The organism is Asticcacaulis machinosus (assembly GCF_028550435.1).
Classification (GTDB): Bacteria; Pseudomonadota; Alphaproteobacteria; order Caulobacterales; family Caulobacteraceae; genus Asticcacaulis; species Asticcacaulis machinosus.
Map to the genome: position 1 here is coordinate 236,259 of NZ_JAQQKV010000002.1, position 21,268 is coordinate 257,526.

Here is a 21,268-nt window from a genome sequence, read left to right on the forward strand (position 1 = left end):
GAGAAGGGATAAAAACAAAGGTTTTACTCATGCCATTCGAAGTGCAGAAAATGCCTGATCCAGCGTCCACCTCTACACACCCGACCGCCGCCGCCCGCGCAACCATCCGTGATCCGATCGCGGTGGCCCAGCAAAAGCAGATCAACGCCGCCAAACTGCGTAAGTTTGCGGATAAGGTCGCGACCTGGCTGATGCCGGCCCTGACCATCGCCGCGTTCCTGCTGATCTGGGAGGTCATCTCCAATGCCTTTCCGGGCGGGTTACCCGCGCCGTCAATGGTGTTGCTGGAATCGCAGGAACTGATTTTCAACCCGTTCTATGATCGCGGCGGGGTCGATAAGGGCCTGTTCTGGCATGTGATGACCTCACTCAGCCGGGTCGGGATCGGCTTTGGTCTGGCGGCCATTGCGGGCGTGCTTCTGGGTGCGTTCATCGGTACGGTCGATCTGGCCCGTAAGGGTCTTGATCCGATCTTTCAGGTCTTTCGCACCGTGCCGCCGCTGGCCTGGCTGCCGATTTCGCTGGCGGCCCTGCGTGAAGCGGAACCTTCGGCCCTGTTTGTGATCTTCATCACCTCGATCTGGCCGATTGTGATCAATACCGCGGTCGGCGTGCGCAATATCCCGCAGGACTATCTCAATGTCGCCAAGGTGTTGCGCCTGCATCCGGTCGAGTTCTTTTTTCAGATCATGCTGCCGGCCGCCACCCCGCATATCTTTACGGGTCTGCGCATCGGGGTCGGCATGAGCTGGCTGGCCATCGTCGCCTCGGAAATGCTGCTGGGCGGGGTCGGCATCGGCTTCTTCATCTGGGATCAGTACAATTCGTCACGCATGTCCGACATCATCGTCGCCCTGATGTGGGTTGGCATGGTCGGGTTTATTCTCGACCGTCTGGTGGCCATGATCGGTCAATATGTGTCGCGTGGCACGACGGCGGATTAACGCAGTTAGAACCTCCCCTCTTGCCAAAAGTTTGGGAAGGGGAGGATACCCCCGCAGGGGGTGGTGGGGTAACCACCCGTTCGGTTTGCAGCCGAGTGGGAAATTAACCCCCTCTTGAGGCGCAGATTAAATCTTTGCCTCAAGCTCCCCCTACATCAGGGGGAGTTCTCAAGAAAACAGGAGCCCTCCTCATGCAAAAACCCATTCTTTCCCTTGAAAACATCTATGTCGATTTTGAGCGCGACGGGGTCATTTCCCATGTGCTCGATAATGTGTCCTTAAGCGTTAAGGCCGGCGAGTTTATCTCGATCATCGGCCATTCCGGCTGCGGGAAATCGACCCTGCTCAACGTGGTGGCGGGGCTCGTGCCCGTCACGATGGGGGCCGCGTTGCTTGAGAATAAAGAAATCACCGGCCCCGGCCCGGAGCGCGCGGTGGTATTCCAGAACCATTCCCTGCTGCCGTGGATGACGGTCTATGAAAACGTCAAGCTGGCCGTCAACAAACTCTATGGCCACACTGAGAGCATGAAAAAGGTTCATGAGCGCGTCATGAATAATCTCGATCTGGTCAAGATGACCCATGCCAAGGATAAGCGTCCCGGCGAGATTTCCGGCGGCATGAAACAGCGCGTCGGCATTGCCCGCGCGCTCAGCATGGAGCCCAAGGTGCTGCTGCTGGATGAACCGTTCGGTGCACTTGATGCCCTGACCCGCGGCCATCTTCAGGATACGGTCATGGAACTGCACGACCGCATCAAGGCTACCGTCCTGATGATTACCCACGATGTCGATGAAGCCGTGCTGCTGGCAGATCGGGTGGTGATGATGTCGAATGGCCCCAAGGCCACGATCGGTAAGATTGTTGACGTCACCTCACCGCGTCCGCGCGTCCGCCGCGAACTTTATGATGACCGCAGCTTTATGTCCTGCCGTCAGGAGATCGTCAGCTTCCTTGAGGAACATGACCGTGTGGTCAAGTTCGAGCCGGTACCTGCATAATATTTATACCTCCCCGGCTTGCCGGGGGGGGCCATGAGCGGAGCGAATGGTGGTGGGGGCTCTTTGCTGTTTTTACCTGACAAGTCCAAGCGACTTGCTCGCTGGCTTCCCCCCTCCGTCACGCCTCCGGCGCGCCACCTCCCCCAGCAAGCTGGGGGAGTATAATTAATTCACCTAATCTTTGAACACCTCACCCCAGCCTATCGAGCAAACTGCGCATCAGTTCCGGGGTGATTTGCAGCCCGCTGCCCAGCACCAGCAGCAGAACAATAAACAGGATCAGCGTCGTCAACTGCCAGAAACGCTGCGGATAGCGCTCAAAATAGCGCTGCTTAAGCGAAGTCGGGGCCGCCGCATAGGCCCCGCTTTCCAGCTTGAATGCCATCTCGAACCCATCCTGAAAGCGCTCGGTGGCATCAGGGGCCAGAGCCTGCACGATCAGGCTTTCCAGCCAGGCCGGCAGGTCTTTACGCTTTTTCAGCAATGAATCCGGACGGGTCAGGTTAGGTTTGGTGAACGGCTCCGATTCGCCATAAGGAAACGCCCCGCCGGAGAACATGCGGTAGATGGTAACGCCGAGCGCGAAAATATCGGATTGTTCATTACCCCATTCGCCGTCGAACATTTCCGGCGACATGTAGTTGGCCGTGCCCGGTGGAATAATGCCTATAGGCTGATCCAGCAGCGGCAAGCGTGCAAAGCCGAGATCGAGCAGTTTCAGACCACCGTCCTTCAGCAAAATAATATTATCGGGCTTAACATCGCGGTGGATGACGCCTGCGCGGTGCAGAGACCCCAGCGCCTTGGCGAGTTTAATGGCGATATCGAGCCCTTCGGACAGGGACACCACTGGCTTGCGCGACAGGCGTTTTTCCAGGGTTTCGCCCTCATAATAGGGCTGCGCCACATAGAGGCAGGTCTGACGCTTGGGCGGGAGCAACAGCACCGAACCGATCCAGATATGCTGCACACGGCTGGCCACCCAGGTCTCACGCACAAAGGCCTGCCGGGCCGAGGTATCGGCCTGAAGATTGTGGGGCTTGGGGAACTTGAGGATGACCGTGCGCGGCTCATTCAGATCACGGGCGCGGAAGACGCGGCTGTAGATGCCGTCCGACAACATGGCCTCTAATTTGAAACCATCAACCTCTTCGCCCACTTCCGGCGGGTCGCGCATGGGCAGGCGGGCTATAAAGGCATCAAGGTCTTTGACGGTCGCGGGCGGCAACTCGAAAATATCGATGACCAGCGCGGTCGTATTGTCATCCCCGCCCAGTTCCATCGCCAGATCGATCAGTTTTTTGGCCGTCTCATCCGGAGATAAGCGCTGCGCCAGAATATTACCGATCTGGGTATCGTTGAGCTTACCATGCACGCCGTCCGAGCAGAGCAAGAGCCGGTCATGAGGCATGACATCGTGGACACGGTAGTCAATCCGAACCGCTTCATCAAACCCGATAGCGCGGGTGATGAAGTTCGAGGTTTCCGCTCCGTCGGGCTTATGGTCGCGCGTCAAAAGCCCCATCGCCCCTTCGCGCAGACGATATAGGCGGGTGTCGCCGATATGAAAGCTGTGCAGCCTGCGCCCCTTGATGACAATGCCGGTAAAGACACAGGCCATGCCTTTCAGGTTTTCGTCCTTGATCCCTTGCAGGTGAATCCAGTGGTTGATGCTCTCCAGCGCCCGACCGGCGGTCTTTTGCGGCGACAGGGCCTCAGACTGGCTGAGATAGTCATCGATAAAGGAACGAACGGCCAGTTCGGCGGCCACACGCCCGCCCTTGCGGGAACCAACGCCGTCCGCCACGGCGGCGACCAAACCGTGGTGGGAGCGTGCATCAGCCAGACACGCCGCGGCGAAATCCTGATTTTCGGTGCGCCGGCCAATATGGCTGCTATAGCCTATGGCAGCCTTAAGACGTGTGGTGGCAACGACCATAGCGACATATCCCCCTGTCTTTTTTCAGTCCCTAAGACGCCGGGCACCGCCATCCGGCGGTTTGGCTCCTCACGTAAGTTCGGGCGGGCAGTCGCCCTTGCCAGATTTCGTGACTAGCCCTCACGTAATTTGGGCCCTCACGCAATCTGGAATTTGACGCCATCTAAACCGAAAACAACGCGCCGCACAATTTCAGTTTGACATTTTTGCAAAAGACAGGCGTAATAAAACCACAGACCAATGAGGGTCTAACGAAATTCGCCGTTTCCCGTCAATGATGACAGGTGATGGCTCCATAGGACAAAGATGTCCCGCAACCCGTAAAGGCTCCGCGCCCCAAGGGTTGCGGGATTTTTTTTGGCCAAAACGCAACCTTTCACCCCTTGAGGGCCGCCGTTATGGACAACAAACAACGCATCGTGGTGATCGGAGCCGGCATGGCCGGTGGCCGCATCGTCGAGGAAATCTTAAAGCGCGACTCGTCGAGCTTTGACATTTCGATCATCGGTGCCGAAGCCTGCGCCACCTATGACCGTATTCAGTTGTCGCCGGTTCTGGCCGGTGAGAAAAGCTTTGACGATATCGTCACCCACTCTCAGGAATGGTACGACTCCAACGGCGTTAAGACCCACTTCGGCTACTGGGTGCAACAGGTCGACCGTGAGGCCAAACAGGTCATCCTGCACGACGGTCAGGCCATCGGCTATGACTATCTGATCCTGTCGACCGGCTCCGATCCGATCCGCCTGCCCTTGCCCGGTTCTGACCTTCAGGGCGTAGTCGCCTTCCGCGATCTGCACGATGTCGATTTGATGCAAAAGGCTGCGGAGCGTGGCGGCGAAGCGGTTGTGATCGGTGGCGGTCTGCTGGGGCTGGAGGCCGCCTACGGTCTGGCCAAGCGCGGTATGAAATCGACCGTTATTCACCTTGTCGATGTGCTGATGGAACGGCAACTCGATGAGGCCGCAGGCCGCCTGCTGGAAAAAGCCCTGCTGGAGCGTGGTGTGATCTCGGTCCTCAGCGCCCAGTCCGAAGCCATTGTCGGGGAAACCCATGTCGAGGGACTGAAACTCAAAGACGGCCGCATCATTCCGGCCTCATTGCTGGTTATGGCCGTCGGCATCCGCCCGCACGTTGAACCGGCTAAATCAGCGGGTCTTACGGTCGAGCGCGGCATTGTGGTCGATGACCAGATGCGCACCTCAGACCCCAGCATCTTCGCGGTTGGTGAATGCGTGCAGCATCGCGGCGCCTGCTACGGCCTTGTGGCCCCGATCTGGGATATGTGCCGCACCTTGGCCGATGTGCTGACGGGCAAGAACCCGGACGCCGCCTATTACGGCTCAGAGCTTGCCACCCGCCTTAAGGTTTCCGGCGTCGATCTCTATTCCGCCGGTCAGTTCAATGGCGGCGAAGGCTGCGAGGACATCGTCTTCCGCGATCCGGGCCGCGGCGTCTATAAGCGCGTGGTCGTTAAAGACAATAAGCTGGTCGGCACCGTCCTGTTCGGTGAAGCGGCTGACGGGGCGTGGTATTTCGACCTGATCAAGAAGGGCGAAACCATAGAGGGTATCCGCGACACCCTGATCTTCGGTCAGGCGGTGACGGAGGCCCTGGCCGGCGTGGACCCTAATGCCGCCGTTGCAGCATGGCCCGACGACACAGAAGTGTGCGGCTGCAACGGCGTTACCAAGGGTACAGTGGTTGAAGCGATCTGTGGAGGCGCAGACAATCTCGATAAGGTGCGCGGCTGCACGAAGGCTTCGGCGTCGTGCGGGTCATGTACCGGCATTGTCGAGCAACTGCTGAAGGTGACGCTGGGTGATGCGTTTAAGGCCCAGACCGGCCCCAAGCCGATGTGCAAATGCACCGAGCACGGCCACCAGCATGTCCGCAAAGCGATCGTGGAACAAGAACTGAAAACCATCCCCGACGTCATGCAGGCCATGAAGTGGTCGACGCCCGATGGCTGTTCCTCATGTCGTCCGGCGCTGAACTATTACCTGCTGTGCGCCTGGCCGCGCGAATATCACGATGATCCGCGCTCACGCTTCGTCAATGAACGCAACCACGCCAACATCCAGAAAGACGGCACCTATTCGGTCGTGCCGCGCATGTGGGGGGGCGTGACCTCCGCCAAGGAACTGCGCGCCATCGCCGATGTCTGCGATAAGTTCGATGTGCCGATGGTCAAGGTCACCGGCGGTCAGCGGCTTGATTTGTTTGGTATCAAAAAGGCCGACCTGCCTGCCGTTTGGGCCGATCTCAATGCCGCAGGCATGGTCTCCGGCCACGCCTATGCCAAGGCGTTGCGGACGGTGAAGACCTGCGTTGGCTCCGAATGGTGCCGGTTCGGGACGCAGGATTCAACCGGGCTAGGCATCAAGCTGGAGCAGGATACCTGGGGCTCATGGATGCCGCACAAGTTCAAGATGGCCGTGTCGGGTTGCCCGCGCAACTGCGCCGAAGCCACCATCAAGGACTATGGCGTGATCTGTGTTGACTCTGGCTATGAACTGCATGTCGGCGGCAATGCCGGTATCCATCTGCGCGGCACCGATTTGCTGTGCAAGGTGGCCACCGAAGCCGAAGCGCGCGACTATTCGATGGCCTTTGTTCAGCTTTACCGCGAAGACGCGTGGTATCTGGAACGCACCGCCCCGTGGATCGAACGCGTCGGGCTGGAGTTCGTCAAGACGCAGTTGTTTGACGAAGAAACGCGGGCTGACCTCAAGGCCCGTTTCCTGGAATCCCAAGCCGTGTTTCAGGTTGATCCGTGGGCGGAACATGCCCCGAAATCAGAACCGGCCAAGGTCTTTTCGCCACTGGCTGACCTGCGCGAAGGCGTCGATCAAGGCGCTCTCAAGGAGAATGTGTGATGAACGCCAATGTTACACTTAACTGGATCGATGTGGGTGCAGCCATTGATGTGCCCTATCAGGGTGCGCGCCGCGTCGATACCGACCTTGGGGCTATCGCGGTCTTTCGTACGGTTGATAACGAATACTACGCCGTGATGGACAAATGCCCGCATAAGGGCGGGCCTTTGTCCGAAGGCATAGTTCACGGCCGCCATATCGCCTGCCCGCTGCATAACTGGTCGTTCAGCCTGCAAACCGGCGAAGCGGTTGGTGCCGATGCCGGTAAGGGCTGCACCCCGACCGTTCCGCTCAAAATCGAGAATGAGCGGATATTGTTGGGGATGCGCTGATGAGAACTCCCCCTGCGGGGCCGCCCGCGCGGTGCAGGGGGAGCTGTCTGTGAGCGAAGCGAACGACAGAGGGGGTAAACCCCACCTTCCGGTCTGATAATCAGACCTCCCCATGACTGACAAACGATTCACTGGATCGTTTGTTGGCGTCAAACCCCTCCATCAGGGGAGGTTCTGAGAGGATAAAATGACCACCTTTCCCCAATCGACAACCTGCCCCTACTGCGGCGTCGGCTGCGGGGTTAAGGCGGTCGTAAATAATCGTCAGATGACGGTGACCGGCGATGAAACCCATCCCGCCAACCAGGGCCGGTTGTGCTCCAAAGGCACGGCACTCGGCAACACCTTTGGCCTTGAGGGCCGGTTGCTGGAGCCGCGTATTCGCCGCAATGGGCAGATGGAAACGGCGACATGGGATGAGGCGCTTACGACAGTTGCCGCCAAATTTGCGCAGGTTATCCGCGACCACGGCCCCGATGCGGTGGCGTTTTATGTCTCAGGACAGTTGCTGACCGAGGATTATTACGCCGTCAACAAACTGGCCAAGGGCTATATCGGTACGGCCAATGTCGACACCAACTCACGGCTGTGCATGTCGTCCGCTGTTGCCGCCCATAAGCAAGCGTTCGGGGCCGATCTGGTGCCCGGCACCTATGACGACCTGACCGAGGCCGACATGCTGGTATTCTCAGGTCACAACGCCGCCTGGACCCATCCGGTGCTGTACCGCCGGATAGAGACGCGGGAAAACCAGTTCCGCGTCTGCATCGATCCTAAGCGTACCGATACGGCTAAGGCGGCCGATCTGCACCTGATGATCAGACCGCAAACCGATATCCGCCTGTGGAACGGATTGTGTGCGCATCTGATTGCCCGCGATGCACTCGATCATGATTTCATTGATCAGCATACGGAGGGCTATTCGCGCCTGATGGCGGCGTTGAGCACCGACGATCAGAGCCTTGATGCCATAGCCGACGACTGCGGCATTTCGGTTGCTGATCTTAAGCGCTTTTACGACGGCTTTTTGCACACGCCCAAGGTGGTCAGCCTGTTTTCGATGGGTTCAAACCAGTCATCGCAGGGCGTGCATAAGGGGCTCAGCCTGATCAATGCCCACCTGCTGTCGGGTAAGATCGGTAAACCGGGCGCGGCACCGTTTTCGATCACCGGTCAGCCCAACGCAATGGGCGGCCGCGAAGTTGGTGGCCTCGCCAACATGCTGGCTGCCCATATGGATTTTGATGAGGCGTCCAAATCCCTTGTCCAGCGTTACTGGGGATCGCCAACCATCGCCCCCAAGGCCGGACTGAAAGCCGTCGATATGTTCGAGGCGGTGCGCACGGGCAAGGTCAAAGCGATCTGGATCATGGCGACCAACCCGATGGTGTCCATGCCCGACACTAATAAGATTCATGAGGCCCTGTCGGGCTGCGAACTGGTGGTGGTGTCGGACGTCATCGCCCGCACCGATACGATGGACATGGCCCATGTTCAGCTTCCCGCAGCCGCGTGGGGCGAAAAGGACGGCACGGTCACCAACTCTGAGCGCGTTATATCCCGTCAGCGCAATCTGGTGCCTCTGCCGGGTGACGTGCGCCCTGACTGGGCGATTATCGCTGAGGTCGCCCGCCGCATGAATACTGACTGGGTGTCGGCATTTAATTGGGCAGGGCCGGATGAGGTCTTTGCCGAACATGCCGGCCTGACCGCCTTTGAAAATGATGGCAAACGCTTCCTTGATCTGGGCGGCCTCACCGGCATGTCCAAGGCCGAATATGACGCCCTCCAGCCGGTGCGTTGGCCGTTCAAATCCGATGGCCTGCCCTCAGATCGTCTGTTCGCCGATGGTCAGTTCAACACCCCCAACGGCCGCGCTCGTCTGATCGCGCCGATTGTACGCTGCCCCGCCAATCAGACCACACCCGAATTTCCATTCCACCTCAATTCGGCCCGCGTGCGCGATCACTGGCACACCCTGACCCGCACGGCCTTAGCGCCGGAACTGAACCGCCACCTGACCGAGCCACTGCTCGATATCCACCCCAAAGACGCCCGTCGCCTGCACATCAAGGACGGACGGCTGGTGGTCGTGACGACGGCCTGGGGTGAGGCCATCCTGAAAGCCCGCGTGACCGATGATGTGCGCGAGGGATGCTTATCGGTGCCGATGCACTGGACGAAGCAGTTCGCACCGTTTGGCCGCTCGAACCAGCTTATCAATCCGGCGGTTGATCCCATATCAGGTCAGCCGGAATTCAAGCACACCCCGGCCAATGTGCGCGCCTATAACGAAGCCTGGCACGGCTTTGTCATGGCGCCGCGCGACTTTGACGGTGAGTTGCCGATTTGGCCTGATGACACCATCTGGCGGCGTACCACCCATGCCCATGCCGACTGCTTTGAAATTGCCGGGATTGCTCCGGTCGATATCGCATCGGTTGAGGCCAATCTGATCCTTGAGGATGCGACCACCGGCCTGACGCGGCGGGTGCGGGTTGAGGATGGGCGAATTACACGGGCGATATTCCTGGCCCCGATCCATAAAAAGCTGCCCCCGCGCGACTGGCTGCTGGAACGCTTTGGCGATGCCGAACTGAACCCTGCCGACCGCGCCGCCCTGCTGATCGGGCGGCTGCCGGGGATGCAGGACAAAGGCCGGATCATCTGCGCCTGCCGGTCTGTCGGCGAAAAAGTCATTCTGGCGGCCATCGAAGACGGCGCAAAAACCGTCGATGAGATCGGTGAAATCACCACCGCTGGCACGTCATGCGGGTCGTGCAAGGGCGAACTGAAACAATGCCTGCTGAAACACGCCATCAAAAAGGAGCCGGTTCATGCGTAAAGCCCTTAGAACCTCCCCTGTTGTAGGGGAGGGTGGATGCGAGCGTAGGGAAGCAGACGGGTGGGGTAATACCCCCCTCCGGCCTTTCTTAGACACTAACGCTTCGCTATTTGAGTGCTGGCCGGTTTCCCCCCTGCATCAGGGGGGATTCTAATGACCGGTTTTGTATCCTTAGTCGGCGCAGGCCCCGGCGATGCCGATCACCTGACGCTGGGGGCGCTGAAAGCCCTGCAATCAGCGCAAGCCGTGCTTTATGATGCCCTCGTCAGCGAAGACATCATCGCCTTGGCCCCCGCCAAATGCGTCAAGATCTGCGTCGGAAAGCGCGGTGATCGTCTGTCTGTGCCGCAGGATAAAACCAATGCCCTGATGGTTCGGCTGGCGAAAAAAGGCCTGCATGTGGTGCGCCTCAAAGGCGGCGACCCGTCAGTATTTGGTCGCGTCGAAGAAGAACGCGACTACCTTGAGGCCCACAATATTGCGCACAAGACCCTGCCCGGCGTGACCGCAGCCTCAGCCGCAGCGGCGCAGTTTGCCTTTCCGCTCACCCATCGCGGTGAGGCCCGTTCGGTCACGTTTCTGACCGGCCGCACCAAGGACGGTTCGATCGACCTGAAGGAAACCGCCGTCTGCGATCCGCAAACCTCATTAGTGTTTTACATGTCGTCGCATAATGCGGCTCATATCGAGGCGCGCTTGATCGCGGCGGGCCGTAGCGCCAACACCCCCATTGTCATCGTCGAAAATGCCGGACGGGCTCATGCCCGCGCCTTAAAATCCACTCTAAGCCAACTGGCCACACAGGTATCTGACGCCGCCTATGAAGGCCCCGTCCTGATCGGTGTCGGTGAGGCTTTCCGCTTTGCGCGGCTGGACGCATCCGCTACACTTAACGCATGTCAGAAACTTCAGATGCAAGCGCAGACAGCATGATTTTGGGGGTGGTCCTGGCGGGGGGAAAGGGCCAGCGGATGGGCGGCAATAAGCCGTTTGCCATCTATGACCACGCGCCCCTGATCAGCCATGCCATAGCCGCCCTTACCCCGCAGGTATCGCAGCTTCTGGTCAATGCCGGTGAACCAATATCGCCAGTCGCGACGCAGTTGCGCACCCTGAAAACACCGCTGATCTATGACGATCCGGCCATAACGAACCTTGGGCCCTTAAGCGGCATCCACACGGGGTTGAAAGCCGCCATCCGGCTCAAGGCCAAGTCGCTGATTAGCCTGCCGTGCGACATGCCCCATATTCCGGACACGATGGTCAAGTCGCTGATCACCGCCCAGATGGTGTCGGGCGCGGATATTGTCTATATCAAGGGCCAGCGCGACCACCCCTTATGCGCTTTGTGGCAACCGTCAGTGTTTGCGGCCCTTGATGGTGCCCTGCGTAGAGCCGATGGCGGACTGGGTGTGCTGCGATTTTTGAGCACTCAAAAGGTCAGCACGCTCACGCCGATCGATGAGCGCGCCTATACCAACATCAATACCTTGACAGATCTCGACTTACTGCGCGCGCTCTAATGGCAGGATTTGCACCAGATCACCGGCTTTAGAGGAAGGCGCATCAGCCAGACGACGCAGTAGGGCATTGGATTGTGCGAACACCGTCACCAGCGACGAATCCTGGTCACGCAGAGCCGTGACCTTAAGCTGGCCCTTATCGTCATGGCTCATCACCGCCCTGAGCCAGCTTTCACGCGGGCCATTGGCCGGGATTGCGGCGGTAAGTTTGGCGGCAAGCAGCGATCGCGGTTCATACCGTCCCAGAGCCGCCTCGATATAGGGCCGCAAAAATAGCTGCGCACAGACCATAGCCGAGGCCGGATTGCCGGGCAGACCGAGCACGCGCTGCCCGCCCTCAAGACTACCCAGCCAGGTCGGCTTACCCGGTTTGATATTGATACTGGCAAAATCGATCTGAAGTCCCATCTGTTCCAGCGCCGGTTTGACCAGATCGTAATCGCCGACACTGGCCCCGCCGATGGTCACGATCAGATCGGCTTTCACGTTTTTGAGCGCCTTGTGGATGGCTTTGATGCTATCTCCCGCCGCCCCGATAAATTTGGCCTTAGCCCCCCATTGTTCGATCAGCCCGATCAGGGCGTGGGAGCCGGATTCAAAAATCTGATCGGCTTTGGGCTTACCGCCCACTTGCACCAGTTCATCACCATTGGACAGGATGGCCACCACCGGTTTTTTGCGCACAATAACCTTATCGTACCCCGCCGCTGCGACCAGCGACAGCGACCACGGATCAAGGATTTGACCGGCCTCAAGCAGCACATCGCCCGCCTTGAAGTCACCACCGCGCGGACGGATATTATCGCTTTTCGAGGCCCAGCCATCGGGCTGGACGAAAATCAGATCACCCTGCTGATCGACATTTTCCTGAATGATAACGGCGTTTGCGGCTTCTGGTACCGGCGCGCCGGTAAAGATACGTAACGCCTCACCGGCAATCAGGTCGCCCTTGAAGCGCCGGCCGGCCAGACTGTCACCGACCACGGTCAGAGGCTCATTTTGCAGGGTTTCATCGCTAATCAGATCAACCACCGCATAGCCATCCATGGCCGAGGCATTGAACGGCGGCTGATCGCGGGTGGCGAGCACATCTTCGGCCAGCACCCGGCCGCGCGCTTTTTCCAGCTTGACCTTTTGGGTGCGCGGTTTCGGCGCCACCATACGCATAAAGTCGGCAGCCTGATCGACGGTTATCCCTTTGAGCGCGGCCATTAGCGTTCCTTTAATCTGGGCATGAGTTCGACCATGTTGCACGGCCCGTGACGGCTATCCAGTTGCCAGCGGATGACCTTGTCCCAGCCGTCCTTACACGCGCCGTTAGACCCCGGCAGGCAGAACACAAACACCCCGTCAATCAGTCCCGCCAGAGCCCGCGATTGCAGGGTCGATAGGCCGACCGTCTGAAAACTGACCATATGGAAAATAGTCGAAAAGCCTTCAATACGTTTATCGAACAGCGGCTCAACCGCTTCGGGCGTGACATCGCGACCGGTAATGCCGGTGCCACCGGTGGTGATGATGACCTCGATCTCTTTCGACTTGATCCAGTTGCGGATAATGGTGCGGATATGGTCAATATCGTCGCGCACAATATTGCGCGCCGCCAGATGATGCCCCGCCTCGGTGATCCGCCGCGCCAGTACATCGCCGGAGGTGTCATTTTCCGCCGTGCGGGTGTCGGATACGGTGAGCACCGCGATATTGACGGATTTGAACGGGCGGTCTTCATGGATACGACCCGCCCCGATATAGGCGCGGTCAGTGTCGGTAAGGGGCAGCAATCTATCCTCCGGTGACGGACATGGTACGGTTACCTACGCCGCGCACGGTACCCGATTCGATCAGGAATTCATGGCGGCGGGGTTTGTGGTTGAGGGCCTCGGCATAGGCGGCATCAAGGCCAGCATCGGTCGGATCAGCCCGTAACGCAGCCGCCAGATCGACATGATCGTCCTGACCCAGACACATATAAAGCTTACCCGTTGCAGTCACCCGCACCCGGTTGCAATCATCGCAGAAATTGTGGCTGAGCGGCGTGATCAGCCCCAGCTTGCCGCCGGTTTCCGCCACACGGAAATAACGTGCGGGCCCGGCTGTTTTTTCCGTTAGCGGCGCAAGGCTCCAGAACGATGACAGGTCGGCCACAACATCGCGCAAAGACACAAACTGATCTTCACGGCCGGCAATATCGTCCCCCAGCGGCATGGTCTCAATCAGCGAGACATCGATACCGCGCCCGTGCGCCCAGCTTATGATTTCCGGTATTTCCGAACGGTTATCGCGGGCCAGGGCCACGACATTAAGCTTGATTTTGATACCCCCGCCTTGCGCCGCCTCGATCCCTTCGATGACCCTGGCAATATCGCCGCCGCGCGTAATACGCCGGAACACATCAGGTTTCAGGCTATCCATCGACACATTTATGCGTTTGATGTTCGCCGCCACCAGATCGGGCACCGCATCTTTCAGCAAGGTGCCATTGGTCGTTAACGTCAGCTCTTTCAGGCGCCCAGTTTCGACATGCGCGCCGATGCGCTTGAGGAAACCCAATATACCCTTGCGCACCAGCGGCTCGCCGCCGGTAATGCGCAAGGTTTTCACCCCCTGATCCATCAGAAACAGGCTTAAGCGCTCCAGTTCCTCATAGGACAGAAGTGCTGATTTGGGCAGAAAGGTCTGGCGCTCACTCATGCAGTAGGTGCAGCGCAGGTCGCACCGATCCGTCACCGAAATCCGCACATAGGAAATGCGGCGGCCATGAACATCGGCGCGGGGCACAAGTGGCGGAATCTGGGGTAAAAACGTCATAATAAACCTGCCGCTCAGGCTACACCAAAAGCCTGATGAAGAACAGAAAAACCGCGCAATCGTGACTGTAAATTCGTTATATTTGCCTGTAGGGTTACAAACGCCCTGTAAGGAAACCCTATGATCCGCGTTCTGTTTTTCGGAAAGATATCCGACCTGATCGGTCAGCGCGAAATCACTGTGCCGCATGAACCCGGCTCAAGTCTGCACCGGCTGCGCGATACGGTATTCAACGACCTTATGGCCGCGCAGGCCCTGAAAGCTTGCGATATTCACATGAGCGTCAACCAAACCAAGGCGCGCGAAGACATCACCCTGAACGACACCGACGAAGTGGCTTTTTTCTCAGTTTTTTCAGGCGGTTAAATAGCGCCTTAAATCCTAAAACCAACCTGCCCACGCGTAAAGGTTTATTTATCTAAGCCTGCTAGAATTCCCGCAATCGAAGAATTCGTGAACGGACATTTCAGTCCGCCGTCCGCAGGTAGAGCCCTTGTCCCCGTCGCCTTTAACCCGTATTATTGATCTGTTCCGCGTTCAATCGGACAATCCGGCACTGGTGCGTGCTCAGTTTGAGGCCTTCACCAAACAGGCCCCCATTCTTTATTTCATCCTGACCACCAATGCGCTGACGGTCTCATATACCTTTTATGGCGAAGCGCCGATCTGGCTGGCCGTTTATATCCCCGTCACATTTGGCATGCTGTGCGCCCTGCGTCTCAAGGTCTGGTGGCAGAGGCGACACGCGCAATATGACGATGCGCAAATCTTAAAACAACTGCGACTGACCCATAAGCTGGCCGTAGGATTGGCGGTTGGTTTTACAGCCTGGAGTCTGGCGCTTTATCCCTACGGCGATCCCTATGCCCAGGGGCTTATTGCGTTTTTCATGGCCCTGACGGTCATTGGCTGCATTTTCTGCCTGATGCACGTGCGCTCGGCCGCACTTCTCGTGACCCTGATCGTCAACACGCCGTTCATCATCTTTTTTATGTTTGAAGGCCAGGCGGCCTTACGGGCGGTAGCGGTCAATCTGGCGCTGGTGTCGATCGCCATGATCTTTATTCTGATGGTCTATTATCGCGATTTTGCCAATCTGGTGCAGTCGCGCAAGGATCTGATCGTCAAGCAGGAAGAGACCGAACGCTTAAGCGATGATAATTTCCGCATTGCCAATCTCGACAGCCTGACTGACCTGCCGAACCGTAGGCGTTTCTTCGCGGCGCTTAACCTGACGTTTGAAATCTGCCACAAAAGCGGGGACCGCTTTGCCATCGGCATTGTCGATCTGGATGGGTTCAAGCCTGTCAATGATACCTATGGCCACGCGACCGGCGACCGGGTGCTGGTTGAGGCAGGGCGTCGTCTGCAAAGCCTGTGCGGATCAAATGTCATCCTGTCGCGACTGGGTGGTGATGAGTTTGGGCTGGTTGTCACCGGCAACCCCAGCGACGAAGACCTGATGACGCTGGGGCAAAAGCTGGGCGACATCGTACGCCTGCCGTACAATGTTGGCGCCTCGCACGCGTTGATATCGGCCTGTATTGGTTTTGCCACATTCCCGGATTCGGCCAATACGCCCGACGGCTTGTTTGAGCGGGCCGACTATGCGCTCTATTATGCCAAACGCCATCTGCGCGGGCAAACCGTACTGTTCTCGCAGGCCCATGAGAAACTGATCCATGAACACAGCGTGGTTGAGCAGGCCCTGCAAGCCGCCGATCTGCAATGCGAACTGTCCGTGGTCTACCAGCCGATCGTTGATGCCCGCACCGGCCGTATCGCCGCCTTTGAGGCCCTGGCCCGCTGGCAAAGCCCGTTTCTGGGCGCCATTGGCCCTGACCGGTTTATTCCGATTGCCGAGCGCGCCGGCTTGATCCGACCGATGACGAAGGTGCTCATTCAAAAGGCCCTTAAGGCCGCCGCATCCTGGCCAGATCATGTCCGCATTTCGATCAACCTGTCAGCGCAGGATATCTCCGTCGCCGAAGGGGTGGTGCAGATTATCGCCTGCGTCAACCAGAGCGGGGTTGATCCTAAACGTATTGATTTTGAAATCACCGAAACCTCAATCACCAGCGATTTCGCCCAGGCCCGACGGGCGATTGATGCCCTTAAGGCATTAGGATGCGGGATTTCACTGGATGATTTCGGCACCGGCTACTCCTCGCTCAGCCACGTCCACCGTCTGCCGCTCGATAAGATCAAGGTCGACAAGAGTTTTATCTCCGACATCGACACCAATCCGGCCAGCCTGAAGATCGTGCGCTCGCTGATCGTGCTGTGTCAGGACATGGGGCTTACCTGCGTCATCGAAGGTGTAGAGACCGAAACCCAGTTTGAAATCCTGACCGAGCTGGGCGGCGACTATATTCAGGGCTGGTATTTCTCAAAGCCGATGTCCGGTGATCTGGTCTTACGCTACATGGAACAGGACCAGCCCGCCCGCCGCCAAAATGCCTAATCGCTATAGTATTGCGTTAAGAGCGTTCAAACAGGCCACACCCAGATCGGCACTGGCCTGCGGCGACCAGCCCTGTTCAGGATCAGACGCATCAAGGCTGTCCTTAAATGGCATTTCCAGCGTCATCCCGACACAGCCATAGCGGCGCGGAATGGCGCGCGCGCAGATGGTCGGGGCCTCATCACCGCCGAAATTGGGCGGATACCCATAGGTGGTCTGAAACGCCGATGAGGCTTTCAGTAGGGCGGCATAATAGTCCTGACAGCCGTTCTTTTGCGCCGCGCTTGATTTCACATCAATATCGCAGCCATCGATAAAGACATGCGGAATGGCTTCATCACCATGCACATCCATCATGAAATCTACGCCGGTATCATCCATCGCCTTGAGCACCGCCGCCACTTCCGGCGCGTTTTCAGGCGGAATGTGCCATTGCCGGTTTAGATCAAGTCCCGCCGCATTGGCACGCAGATTGCCGTGGAATGCGCCATCGATATTGACCAGCGGCACCAGATAGACCGTGGCTTTTGACAGCAGTTCCGTCACCGCCGGATCGTCCGTCCTCATCAGGTGCGCCACGGCCCCTTCCATCCACCAGCTTGCCATCGTCTCGCCGGAATGCTGCCGCCCCAGAAACCACACTTTTTTGCGGCCACTGCCGAACCGCAGACGGGAAATGGGCCGCCCCTCGGTCGAATGACCGATGATGTCGAGTTTGGCCCCCGTTCCGGCTGCCCGGTGCAGCAGTTCCTCATGGCGGTTCAGGCTATATGGCGCGAAATAGGCAAACCACACGACCGGCGTTTGCGGCGTATAGGTGATGATCAGGTCACCGTTGTCATAGCGGGTATCGCACTGGTGCCAAACCTGCCCATCTTCTGAGGCGCGGGCGCGGTAATTATCCCAGCCATCGGGGTATGAGCATTGATCAACGTCTTTGAGGGTCAGGGTCAAACCTTGACCCACAGCCCCCTCTACCCGGAAATAAAACCACTGGCTCCAGCCCGCGCGGCTGTCTTTTCGGATGCGCAGTTCGGCCTGAGCGCCGTCTACTGCCACGACCTCTATGTTACCGCCATCGAAATCAGAAGACACTGCCAAAGCCATTATTATCTACCTTCCGCTGGTTACAACCTTAGTCGTTGCCGTGATCACAATTGCCGTGTAGCGTGAACCCAACAAAGCCTTAATTCAAGTCATGCTGCATACACCAGGTACACATCGCTTCGAAGATTTTATTGCGGATACGGCACGCGCCGCAACGGCGGATGATCTGTTTGGCACCTTCACCAGCGCCATGCAAAGGTTTGGCTATGATCTGATTAATTTTTCGGTACCGCGCGATCTGGATATACCGGCCGAATTTAATCGCACAGGTTTGCTGATCAACTATCCCGAAGACTGGCAAAAGCACTACGACGAAAAAGGACTGGCGCGCTACGATCCTGTGCTGAGGGCCGCAGCTACCCATCACTGGGGATTTTTGTGGTCGGATCTGGAAAAACAGCAGTCACTGGATAAGACTCAGATAAATCTGATGCGTCTGGCCGAAGATGCCGGTCTAAACAATGGTATTGGCATTCCATTTAAAGGTCGGCGGGCCCAGATTGCTGGGGTTGCTCTGGCCAGTACTGAACGCACAGACGCCTGCCTGAAAGATCTGGACTTGATCAGCGCCTATTGCACCCAGTTTTACGCCGCCTACAAACGCCTGTACGCACGATCGGATATACAGACATTTGCGGTACTGACCCCTAAGGAAGAAGAGGTTTTACTGTGGGTGGCGGCCGGCAAAACCGATGAAGACATCGCGTCCATTCTGACCATCAGCCGCAATACGGTCGATACCCATATGCGCCACATCTTTCGCAAACTTGAGGTCACCAATCGCGTTCAGGCGGTCGTCAAAGCCGTCATGGCCGGCATAATTCATCCCTGACCTGGCCATTATACATAGGGGCATCACGTATTCTCGTGATGCCCACGCATAGATTTTTCGATTAGCCTGATATCTGCGGTTTCGAGGGCGGGGGCTTTCGTTCGAGCGTTTTCTTGTCAGGTGGCAGCACCTGACAGATCAGAAAGAGCGACCAAACAAAGAGTCAGAGCAAATTTCAATATGATCGAAAATTGCTCTGAATACGGGTTAAGGGAATGTACGCATGAGCCAGACAGATACGGGTGTATTTTCACTGGAAGATCTCGATAGCCGCGAGCAAACCATTCATAATGTGATTGCAGCGCTTGATTACATCAAATCGATCGCCGAGGCAGAGGGCGAAACTGAGGTGGCTGAACTGATTGGCGCTACCTTTACGATCTGTCTCAACACCTATTCTCTGGCCAAGCGGATGCAGTTGCGTGAGCAGATAGAACAGGACATGGGGCTAAAAGCACACATCCCAGGCCGCCGCAATTAAAGCGGTTTCCAGTGTACGCCCGATCAACAAAATTTTATGGGTAAGAAATAATTTTAAGTTTAGTTTTAAGTATAAAAGAAACCCGTCAGGCGTGTGCGTCCTGACGGGTGCCTTATATTGTGGCCAGTTTGGGCGCAAGCCTTGGCCTATTGAGGGAGGTCGATAGGTCAAAGTCGCCGGACAAGACCAAGTTAAGACCGATTTCAGATTTAGGCAACCAATCGCTTTACAAATTATTTACAATCCCATCCCAAATGACACTTTGCTAGACGGTAAAAAGATGCTGTGGCCCAATATCCTTTACGGTCGCGCACCCGCTCAAGGCCATAACCACTTCCAGCTCCTCGTGCAGAGTGCGCAGAGCATGGGCTACCCCTAAGGCTCCGGCGGTAGCCAGAGCGTGCATAATGGGCCGCCCGATCATAACCGCCGCAGCCCCAAGTGCCAGAGCCTTAAATACATCGCTGCCGCGCCGGATACCGCCATCGATAAGCACCGGCCCGCGCCCTTGGGCGGCGGCGACTATGGCGGGCAGAACCTCAATCGTTGCGGGCAGTCCGTCCAGTATACGCCCGCCATGATTGGATATAACCACACCCGTCGCACCGGCCTCAAATGCCCTCACCGCATCGTTAGGCGTCAGTATGCCCTTAAGCATAACTGGCAGTCGGGTTTGGCCCACCAGCCATTCCATGTCGTCCCAGGTCGGTGCCTGTGCCATCAAACCATCAAAGACCACACTCTGGTTCGCCGTAAGGGGCTGTAAGGGCGCTGACGGCGGCGTGACATTAACTGCCCGCACGTCGTCCGGCAGCCTAAACCCTGCCCGCTGCTCACGATTACGCAAACCAGCCAGAGGCGCATCAACGGTAACCATTACCCCTGCAAACCCAAGGGCTTCAGCGCGCCGCACCATCTCAAGCACCGCCCCGCGATCCGGTTGCAGATAGAGTTGCAGCCACAAGGGCCCGGTCGCCTTGGCCGCAATCTCTTCAAACGATACAGAGGCCAGTGAGCTTATGACCATGCCCGCCCCGATCGCACCTGCCCCCAGAGCGGTGGCAGCTTCACCTTCCGGATGAAAGAGCCGGTGATAGGCCATTGGCGCCACAAATATCGGATGCGGTAAGGTTCGCCCCAGCAGTTCCAACCGGGTATGGCCGCCCGCCACATTGCCCAGTACATGGCCCGCCAGTTTGATGCGCTGATAGGCCTGTGCATTATCGGCAAGGGTCAGTTCATCGCCCGCACCGCTCATCAGATAGACCCAGGCATTGTCATCCAGCCGCGCGCGCGCATAGCGCTCATAGTCGCTCAAGCTGACAATATCGCGAGGGATTGAGGTCAGTATAGTCACAGGCCAGCCCTCATAAGTCGGCCCATTGCCGCAGCAAATTATGATAGTGGGCGGTCAGGGTCACCACTTCAGGACTGTCGCCCACCTTTTGGCGCAGCTTAAGAATGGTCATATCCAGATCGAACAGCATCTGGCGGCGGCTATCATCCCTGACCATACTCTGCACCCACAGAAATGACGCCAGCCGTACCCCGCGGGTTACCGGCTCAACCCTGTGAAGAGATGTCGATGGATAAAGGATCGCATCACCAGCGCTGAGTTTGACCTCATGGGCGCCGTAAGTGTCTTCGATAATCAGTTCACCGCCATCGTAGTCTTCGGGATCATTCAGAAACACGGTGCAGGACACATCGGTCCGCACACTGATGTTTTTCAACGGGTCGTAATGTATGGCGCTGTCGACATGGTTGCCGTAGTGACCACCACCTTCATAGGCATTAAAGCGCGGCGTCAGAATGATATGCGGTAAAGCCGCCGACACAAACAACGGATGGGCTTTGAGCGCCGTGGTGACCATATCGGCCATAATCTGAGACTGGGGCGCATCGGCGGGTAGTTGGCGGTTCTGCTTGACCTGACTGGCCTGCGCCCCCGCGGTCGCCGCCCCGTCCTGCCACGATGCCTCAGTCAGCGCACGGCGAATATCGCCAAGCTGATCAGGGCTTAACACGTCAGGGATATGCAGCATCATGATGGTCGCCTCCTGATACCGTTTTACAGGTTTTCCCAATAAAAACAGCCCCCGTCATCACAACG

Annotated in this window: 18 protein-coding genes; 11 read left to right on the top strand and 7 right to left on the bottom strand. The window is 57.7% G+C overall.

Going from position 1 to position 21,268, the window contains the following annotated elements:
* Positions 1 to 29 precede the first annotated feature (29 nt).
* A complete protein-coding gene (gene ntrB / locus PQU98_RS09535) occupies positions 30 to 944 on the top strand; it encodes a nitrate ABC transporter permease (protein WP_272744712.1) in 915 nt (304 codons plus the stop codon).
* Positions 945 to 1,135: 191 nt separating this feature from the next.
* Positions 1,136 to 1,945, top strand: coding sequence for an ABC transporter ATP-binding protein (locus PQU98_RS09540; RefSeq protein ID WP_272744713.1), 810 nt, complete (start codon positions 1,136 to 1,138; stop codon positions 1,943 to 1,945).
* A gap of 190 nt (positions 1,946 to 2,135) precedes the next feature.
* Here PQU98_RS09540 and PQU98_RS09545 read toward each other — a convergent pair whose 3' ends face one another.
* On the bottom strand, positions 2,136 to 3,884 hold the full coding sequence (locus PQU98_RS09545) for a bifunctional protein-serine/threonine kinase/phosphatase (protein WP_272744714.1): 1,749 nt from the start codon (positions 3,882 to 3,884) through the stop codon (positions 2,136 to 2,138).
* Positions 3,885 to 4,282: 398 nt separating this feature from the next.
* Here PQU98_RS09545 and nirB point away from each other — a divergent pair, with 398 nt between their 5' ends.
* The 5 genes from nirB to mobA all read left to right on the top strand — a co-directional run bounded on the left by nirB (position 4,283) and on the right by mobA (position 11,463).
* Complete coding sequence (gene nirB / locus PQU98_RS09550) at positions 4,283 to 6,763, top strand: nitrite reductase large subunit NirB (protein ID WP_272744715.1); 2,481 nt, start codon at positions 4,283 to 4,285, stop codon at positions 6,761 to 6,763.
* Positions 6,763 to 7,095, top strand: a complete 333-nt coding sequence (gene nirD / locus PQU98_RS09555) for a nitrite reductase small subunit NirD (RefSeq protein WP_272744716.1) — start codon at positions 6,763 to 6,765, stop codon at positions 7,093 to 7,095. Before nirB ends, nirD begins: the two co-directional genes overlap by 1 nt.
* A gap of 187 nt (positions 7,096 to 7,282) precedes the next feature.
* Positions 7,283 to 9,940 (top strand): nitrate reductase, encoded by a 2,658-nt coding sequence (locus tag PQU98_RS09560; RefSeq protein WP_272744717.1) that lies wholly within the window; start codon positions 7,283 to 7,285, stop codon positions 9,938 to 9,940.
* A 153-nt stretch (positions 9,941 to 10,093) separates the two neighbouring features.
* On the top strand, positions 10,094 to 10,873 hold the full coding sequence (gene cobA / locus PQU98_RS09565) for a uroporphyrinogen-III C-methyltransferase (protein ID WP_272744718.1): 780 nt from the start codon (positions 10,094 to 10,096) through the stop codon (positions 10,871 to 10,873).
* Positions 10,870 to 11,463: a molybdenum cofactor guanylyltransferase gene (mobA, locus tag PQU98_RS09570; RefSeq protein ID WP_272744719.1), complete on the top strand. Its 594-nt coding sequence runs from the start codon at positions 10,870 to 10,872 to the stop codon at positions 11,461 to 11,463. Before cobA ends, mobA begins: the two co-directional genes overlap by 4 nt.
* On the opposite strand, the gene PQU98_RS09575 is transcribed toward mobA, so the two are convergent.
* Genes PQU98_RS09575 through moaA form a run of 3 tightly spaced genes read right to left on the bottom strand, consistent with a single transcriptional unit; the run spans position 11,446 to position 14,271 of the window.
* Positions 11,446 to 12,675, bottom strand: coding sequence for a molybdopterin molybdotransferase MoeA (locus tag PQU98_RS09575; protein ID WP_272744720.1), 1,230 nt, complete (start codon positions 12,673 to 12,675; stop codon positions 11,446 to 11,448). The genes mobA and PQU98_RS09575 overlap by 18 nt on opposite strands.
* Positions 12,675 to 13,241, bottom strand: a complete 567-nt coding sequence (moaB, locus tag PQU98_RS09580; protein ID WP_272745485.1) for a molybdenum cofactor biosynthesis protein B — start codon at positions 13,239 to 13,241, stop codon at positions 12,675 to 12,677. Before moaB ends, PQU98_RS09575 begins: the two co-directional genes overlap by 1 nt.
* Before the next feature lie 4 nt (positions 13,242 to 13,245).
* Positions 13,246 to 14,271 (bottom strand): GTP 3',8-cyclase MoaA, encoded by a 1,026-nt coding sequence (gene moaA, locus PQU98_RS09585; protein ID WP_272744721.1) that lies wholly within the window; start codon positions 14,269 to 14,271, stop codon positions 13,246 to 13,248.
* 120 nt (positions 14,272 to 14,391) lie between these two features.
* On the opposite strand from moaA, the gene PQU98_RS09590 reads away from it, so the two are divergent.
* Together PQU98_RS09590 and PQU98_RS09595 are read left to right on the top strand one after the other, a co-directional pair.
* Positions 14,392 to 14,637: a MoaD/ThiS family protein gene (locus tag PQU98_RS09590; protein ID WP_272744722.1), complete on the top strand. Its 246-nt coding sequence runs from the start codon at positions 14,392 to 14,394 to the stop codon at positions 14,635 to 14,637.
* 127 nt (positions 14,638 to 14,764) lie between these two features.
* Entirely contained in the window at positions 14,765 to 16,735 is a 1,971-nt protein-coding gene (locus PQU98_RS09595) for a putative bifunctional diguanylate cyclase/phosphodiesterase (RefSeq protein ID WP_272744723.1), read from the top strand.
* 3 nt (positions 16,736 to 16,738) lie between these two features.
* On the opposite strand, the gene PQU98_RS09600 is transcribed toward PQU98_RS09595, so the two are convergent.
* Complete coding sequence (locus PQU98_RS09600) at positions 16,739 to 17,842, bottom strand: M14 family metallopeptidase (RefSeq protein ID WP_272744724.1); 1,104 nt, start codon at positions 17,840 to 17,842, stop codon at positions 16,739 to 16,741.
* A gap of 91 nt (positions 17,843 to 17,933) precedes the next feature.
* On the opposite strand from PQU98_RS09600, the gene PQU98_RS09605 reads away from it, so the two are divergent.
* Together PQU98_RS09605 and PQU98_RS09610 are read left to right on the top strand one after the other, a co-directional pair.
* Positions 17,934 to 18,674 carry a helix-turn-helix transcriptional regulator gene (locus tag PQU98_RS09605; protein WP_272744725.1) on the top strand — a complete coding sequence of 247 codons (741 nt, stop codon included), beginning with the start codon at positions 17,934 to 17,936 and terminating at the stop codon, positions 18,672 to 18,674.
* A gap of 223 nt (positions 18,675 to 18,897) precedes the next feature.
* Complete coding sequence (locus tag PQU98_RS09610) at positions 18,898 to 19,155, top strand: hypothetical protein (protein ID WP_272744726.1); 258 nt, start codon at positions 18,898 to 18,900, stop codon at positions 19,153 to 19,155.
* 265 nt (positions 19,156 to 19,420) lie between these two features.
* On the opposite strand, the gene PQU98_RS09615 is transcribed toward PQU98_RS09610, so the two are convergent.
* Positions 19,421 to 20,512, bottom strand: a complete 1,092-nt coding sequence (locus tag PQU98_RS09615; protein WP_272744727.1) for an alpha-hydroxy acid oxidase — start codon at positions 20,510 to 20,512, stop codon at positions 19,421 to 19,423.
* Between the two features lie 10 nt (positions 20,513 to 20,522).
* Positions 20,523 to 21,203 (bottom strand): Fe2+-dependent dioxygenase, encoded by a 681-nt coding sequence (locus PQU98_RS09620; RefSeq protein WP_272744728.1) that lies wholly within the window; start codon positions 21,201 to 21,203, stop codon positions 20,523 to 20,525.
* Positions 21,204 to 21,268: the final 65 nt, after the last annotated feature.

What these genes read in the sequence shown, in the direction of transcription:
- PQU98_RS09540 (WP_272744713.1), top strand. Translation starts at nt 1,136, where the DNA reads ATGCAAAAACCCATTCTTTCCCTTGAAAACATCTATGTCGATTTTGAG.
- PQU98_RS09575 (WP_272744720.1), bottom strand. Translation starts at nt 12,675, where the DNA reads ATGGCCGCGCTCAAAGGGATAACCGTCGATCAGGCTGCCGACTTTATG.
- nirD (WP_272744716.1), top strand. Translation starts at nt 6,763, where the DNA reads ATGAACGCCAATGTTACACTTAACTGGATCGATGTGGGTGCAGCCATT.
- PQU98_RS09620 (WP_272744728.1), bottom strand. Translation starts at nt 21,203, where the DNA reads ATGATGCTGCATATCCCTGACGTGTTAAGCCCTGATCAGCTTGGCGAT.
- mobA (WP_272744719.1), top strand. Translation starts at nt 10,870, where the DNA reads ATGATTTTGGGGGTGGTCCTGGCGGGGGGAAAGGGCCAGCGGATGGGC.
- PQU98_RS09560 (WP_272744717.1), top strand. Translation starts at nt 7,283, where the DNA reads ATGACCACCTTTCCCCAATCGACAACCTGCCCCTACTGCGGCGTCGGC.
- PQU98_RS09600 (WP_272744724.1), bottom strand. Translation starts at nt 17,842, where the DNA reads ATGGCTTTGGCAGTGTCTTCTGATTTCGATGGCGGTAACATAGAGGTC.
- moaA (WP_272744721.1), bottom strand. Translation starts at nt 14,271, where the DNA reads ATGACGTTTTTACCCCAGATTCCGCCACTTGTGCCCCGCGCCGATGTT.
- ntrB (WP_272744712.1), top strand. Translation starts at nt 30, where the DNA reads ATGCCATTCGAAGTGCAGAAAATGCCTGATCCAGCGTCCACCTCTACA.
- PQU98_RS09610 (WP_272744726.1), top strand. Translation starts at nt 18,898, where the DNA reads ATGAGCCAGACAGATACGGGTGTATTTTCACTGGAAGATCTCGATAGC.
- PQU98_RS09545 (WP_272744714.1), bottom strand. Translation starts at nt 3,884, where the DNA reads ATGGTCGTTGCCACCACACGTCTTAAGGCTGCCATAGGCTATAGCAGC.
- cobA (WP_272744718.1), top strand. Translation starts at nt 10,094, where the DNA reads ATGACCGGTTTTGTATCCTTAGTCGGCGCAGGCCCCGGCGATGCCGAT.
- PQU98_RS09590 (WP_272744722.1), top strand. Translation starts at nt 14,392, where the DNA reads ATGATCCGCGTTCTGTTTTTCGGAAAGATATCCGACCTGATCGGTCAG.
- PQU98_RS09605 (WP_272744725.1), top strand. Translation starts at nt 17,934, where the DNA reads ATGCTGCATACACCAGGTACACATCGCTTCGAAGATTTTATTGCGGAT.
- nirB (WP_272744715.1), top strand. Translation starts at nt 4,283, where the DNA reads ATGGACAACAAACAACGCATCGTGGTGATCGGAGCCGGCATGGCCGGT.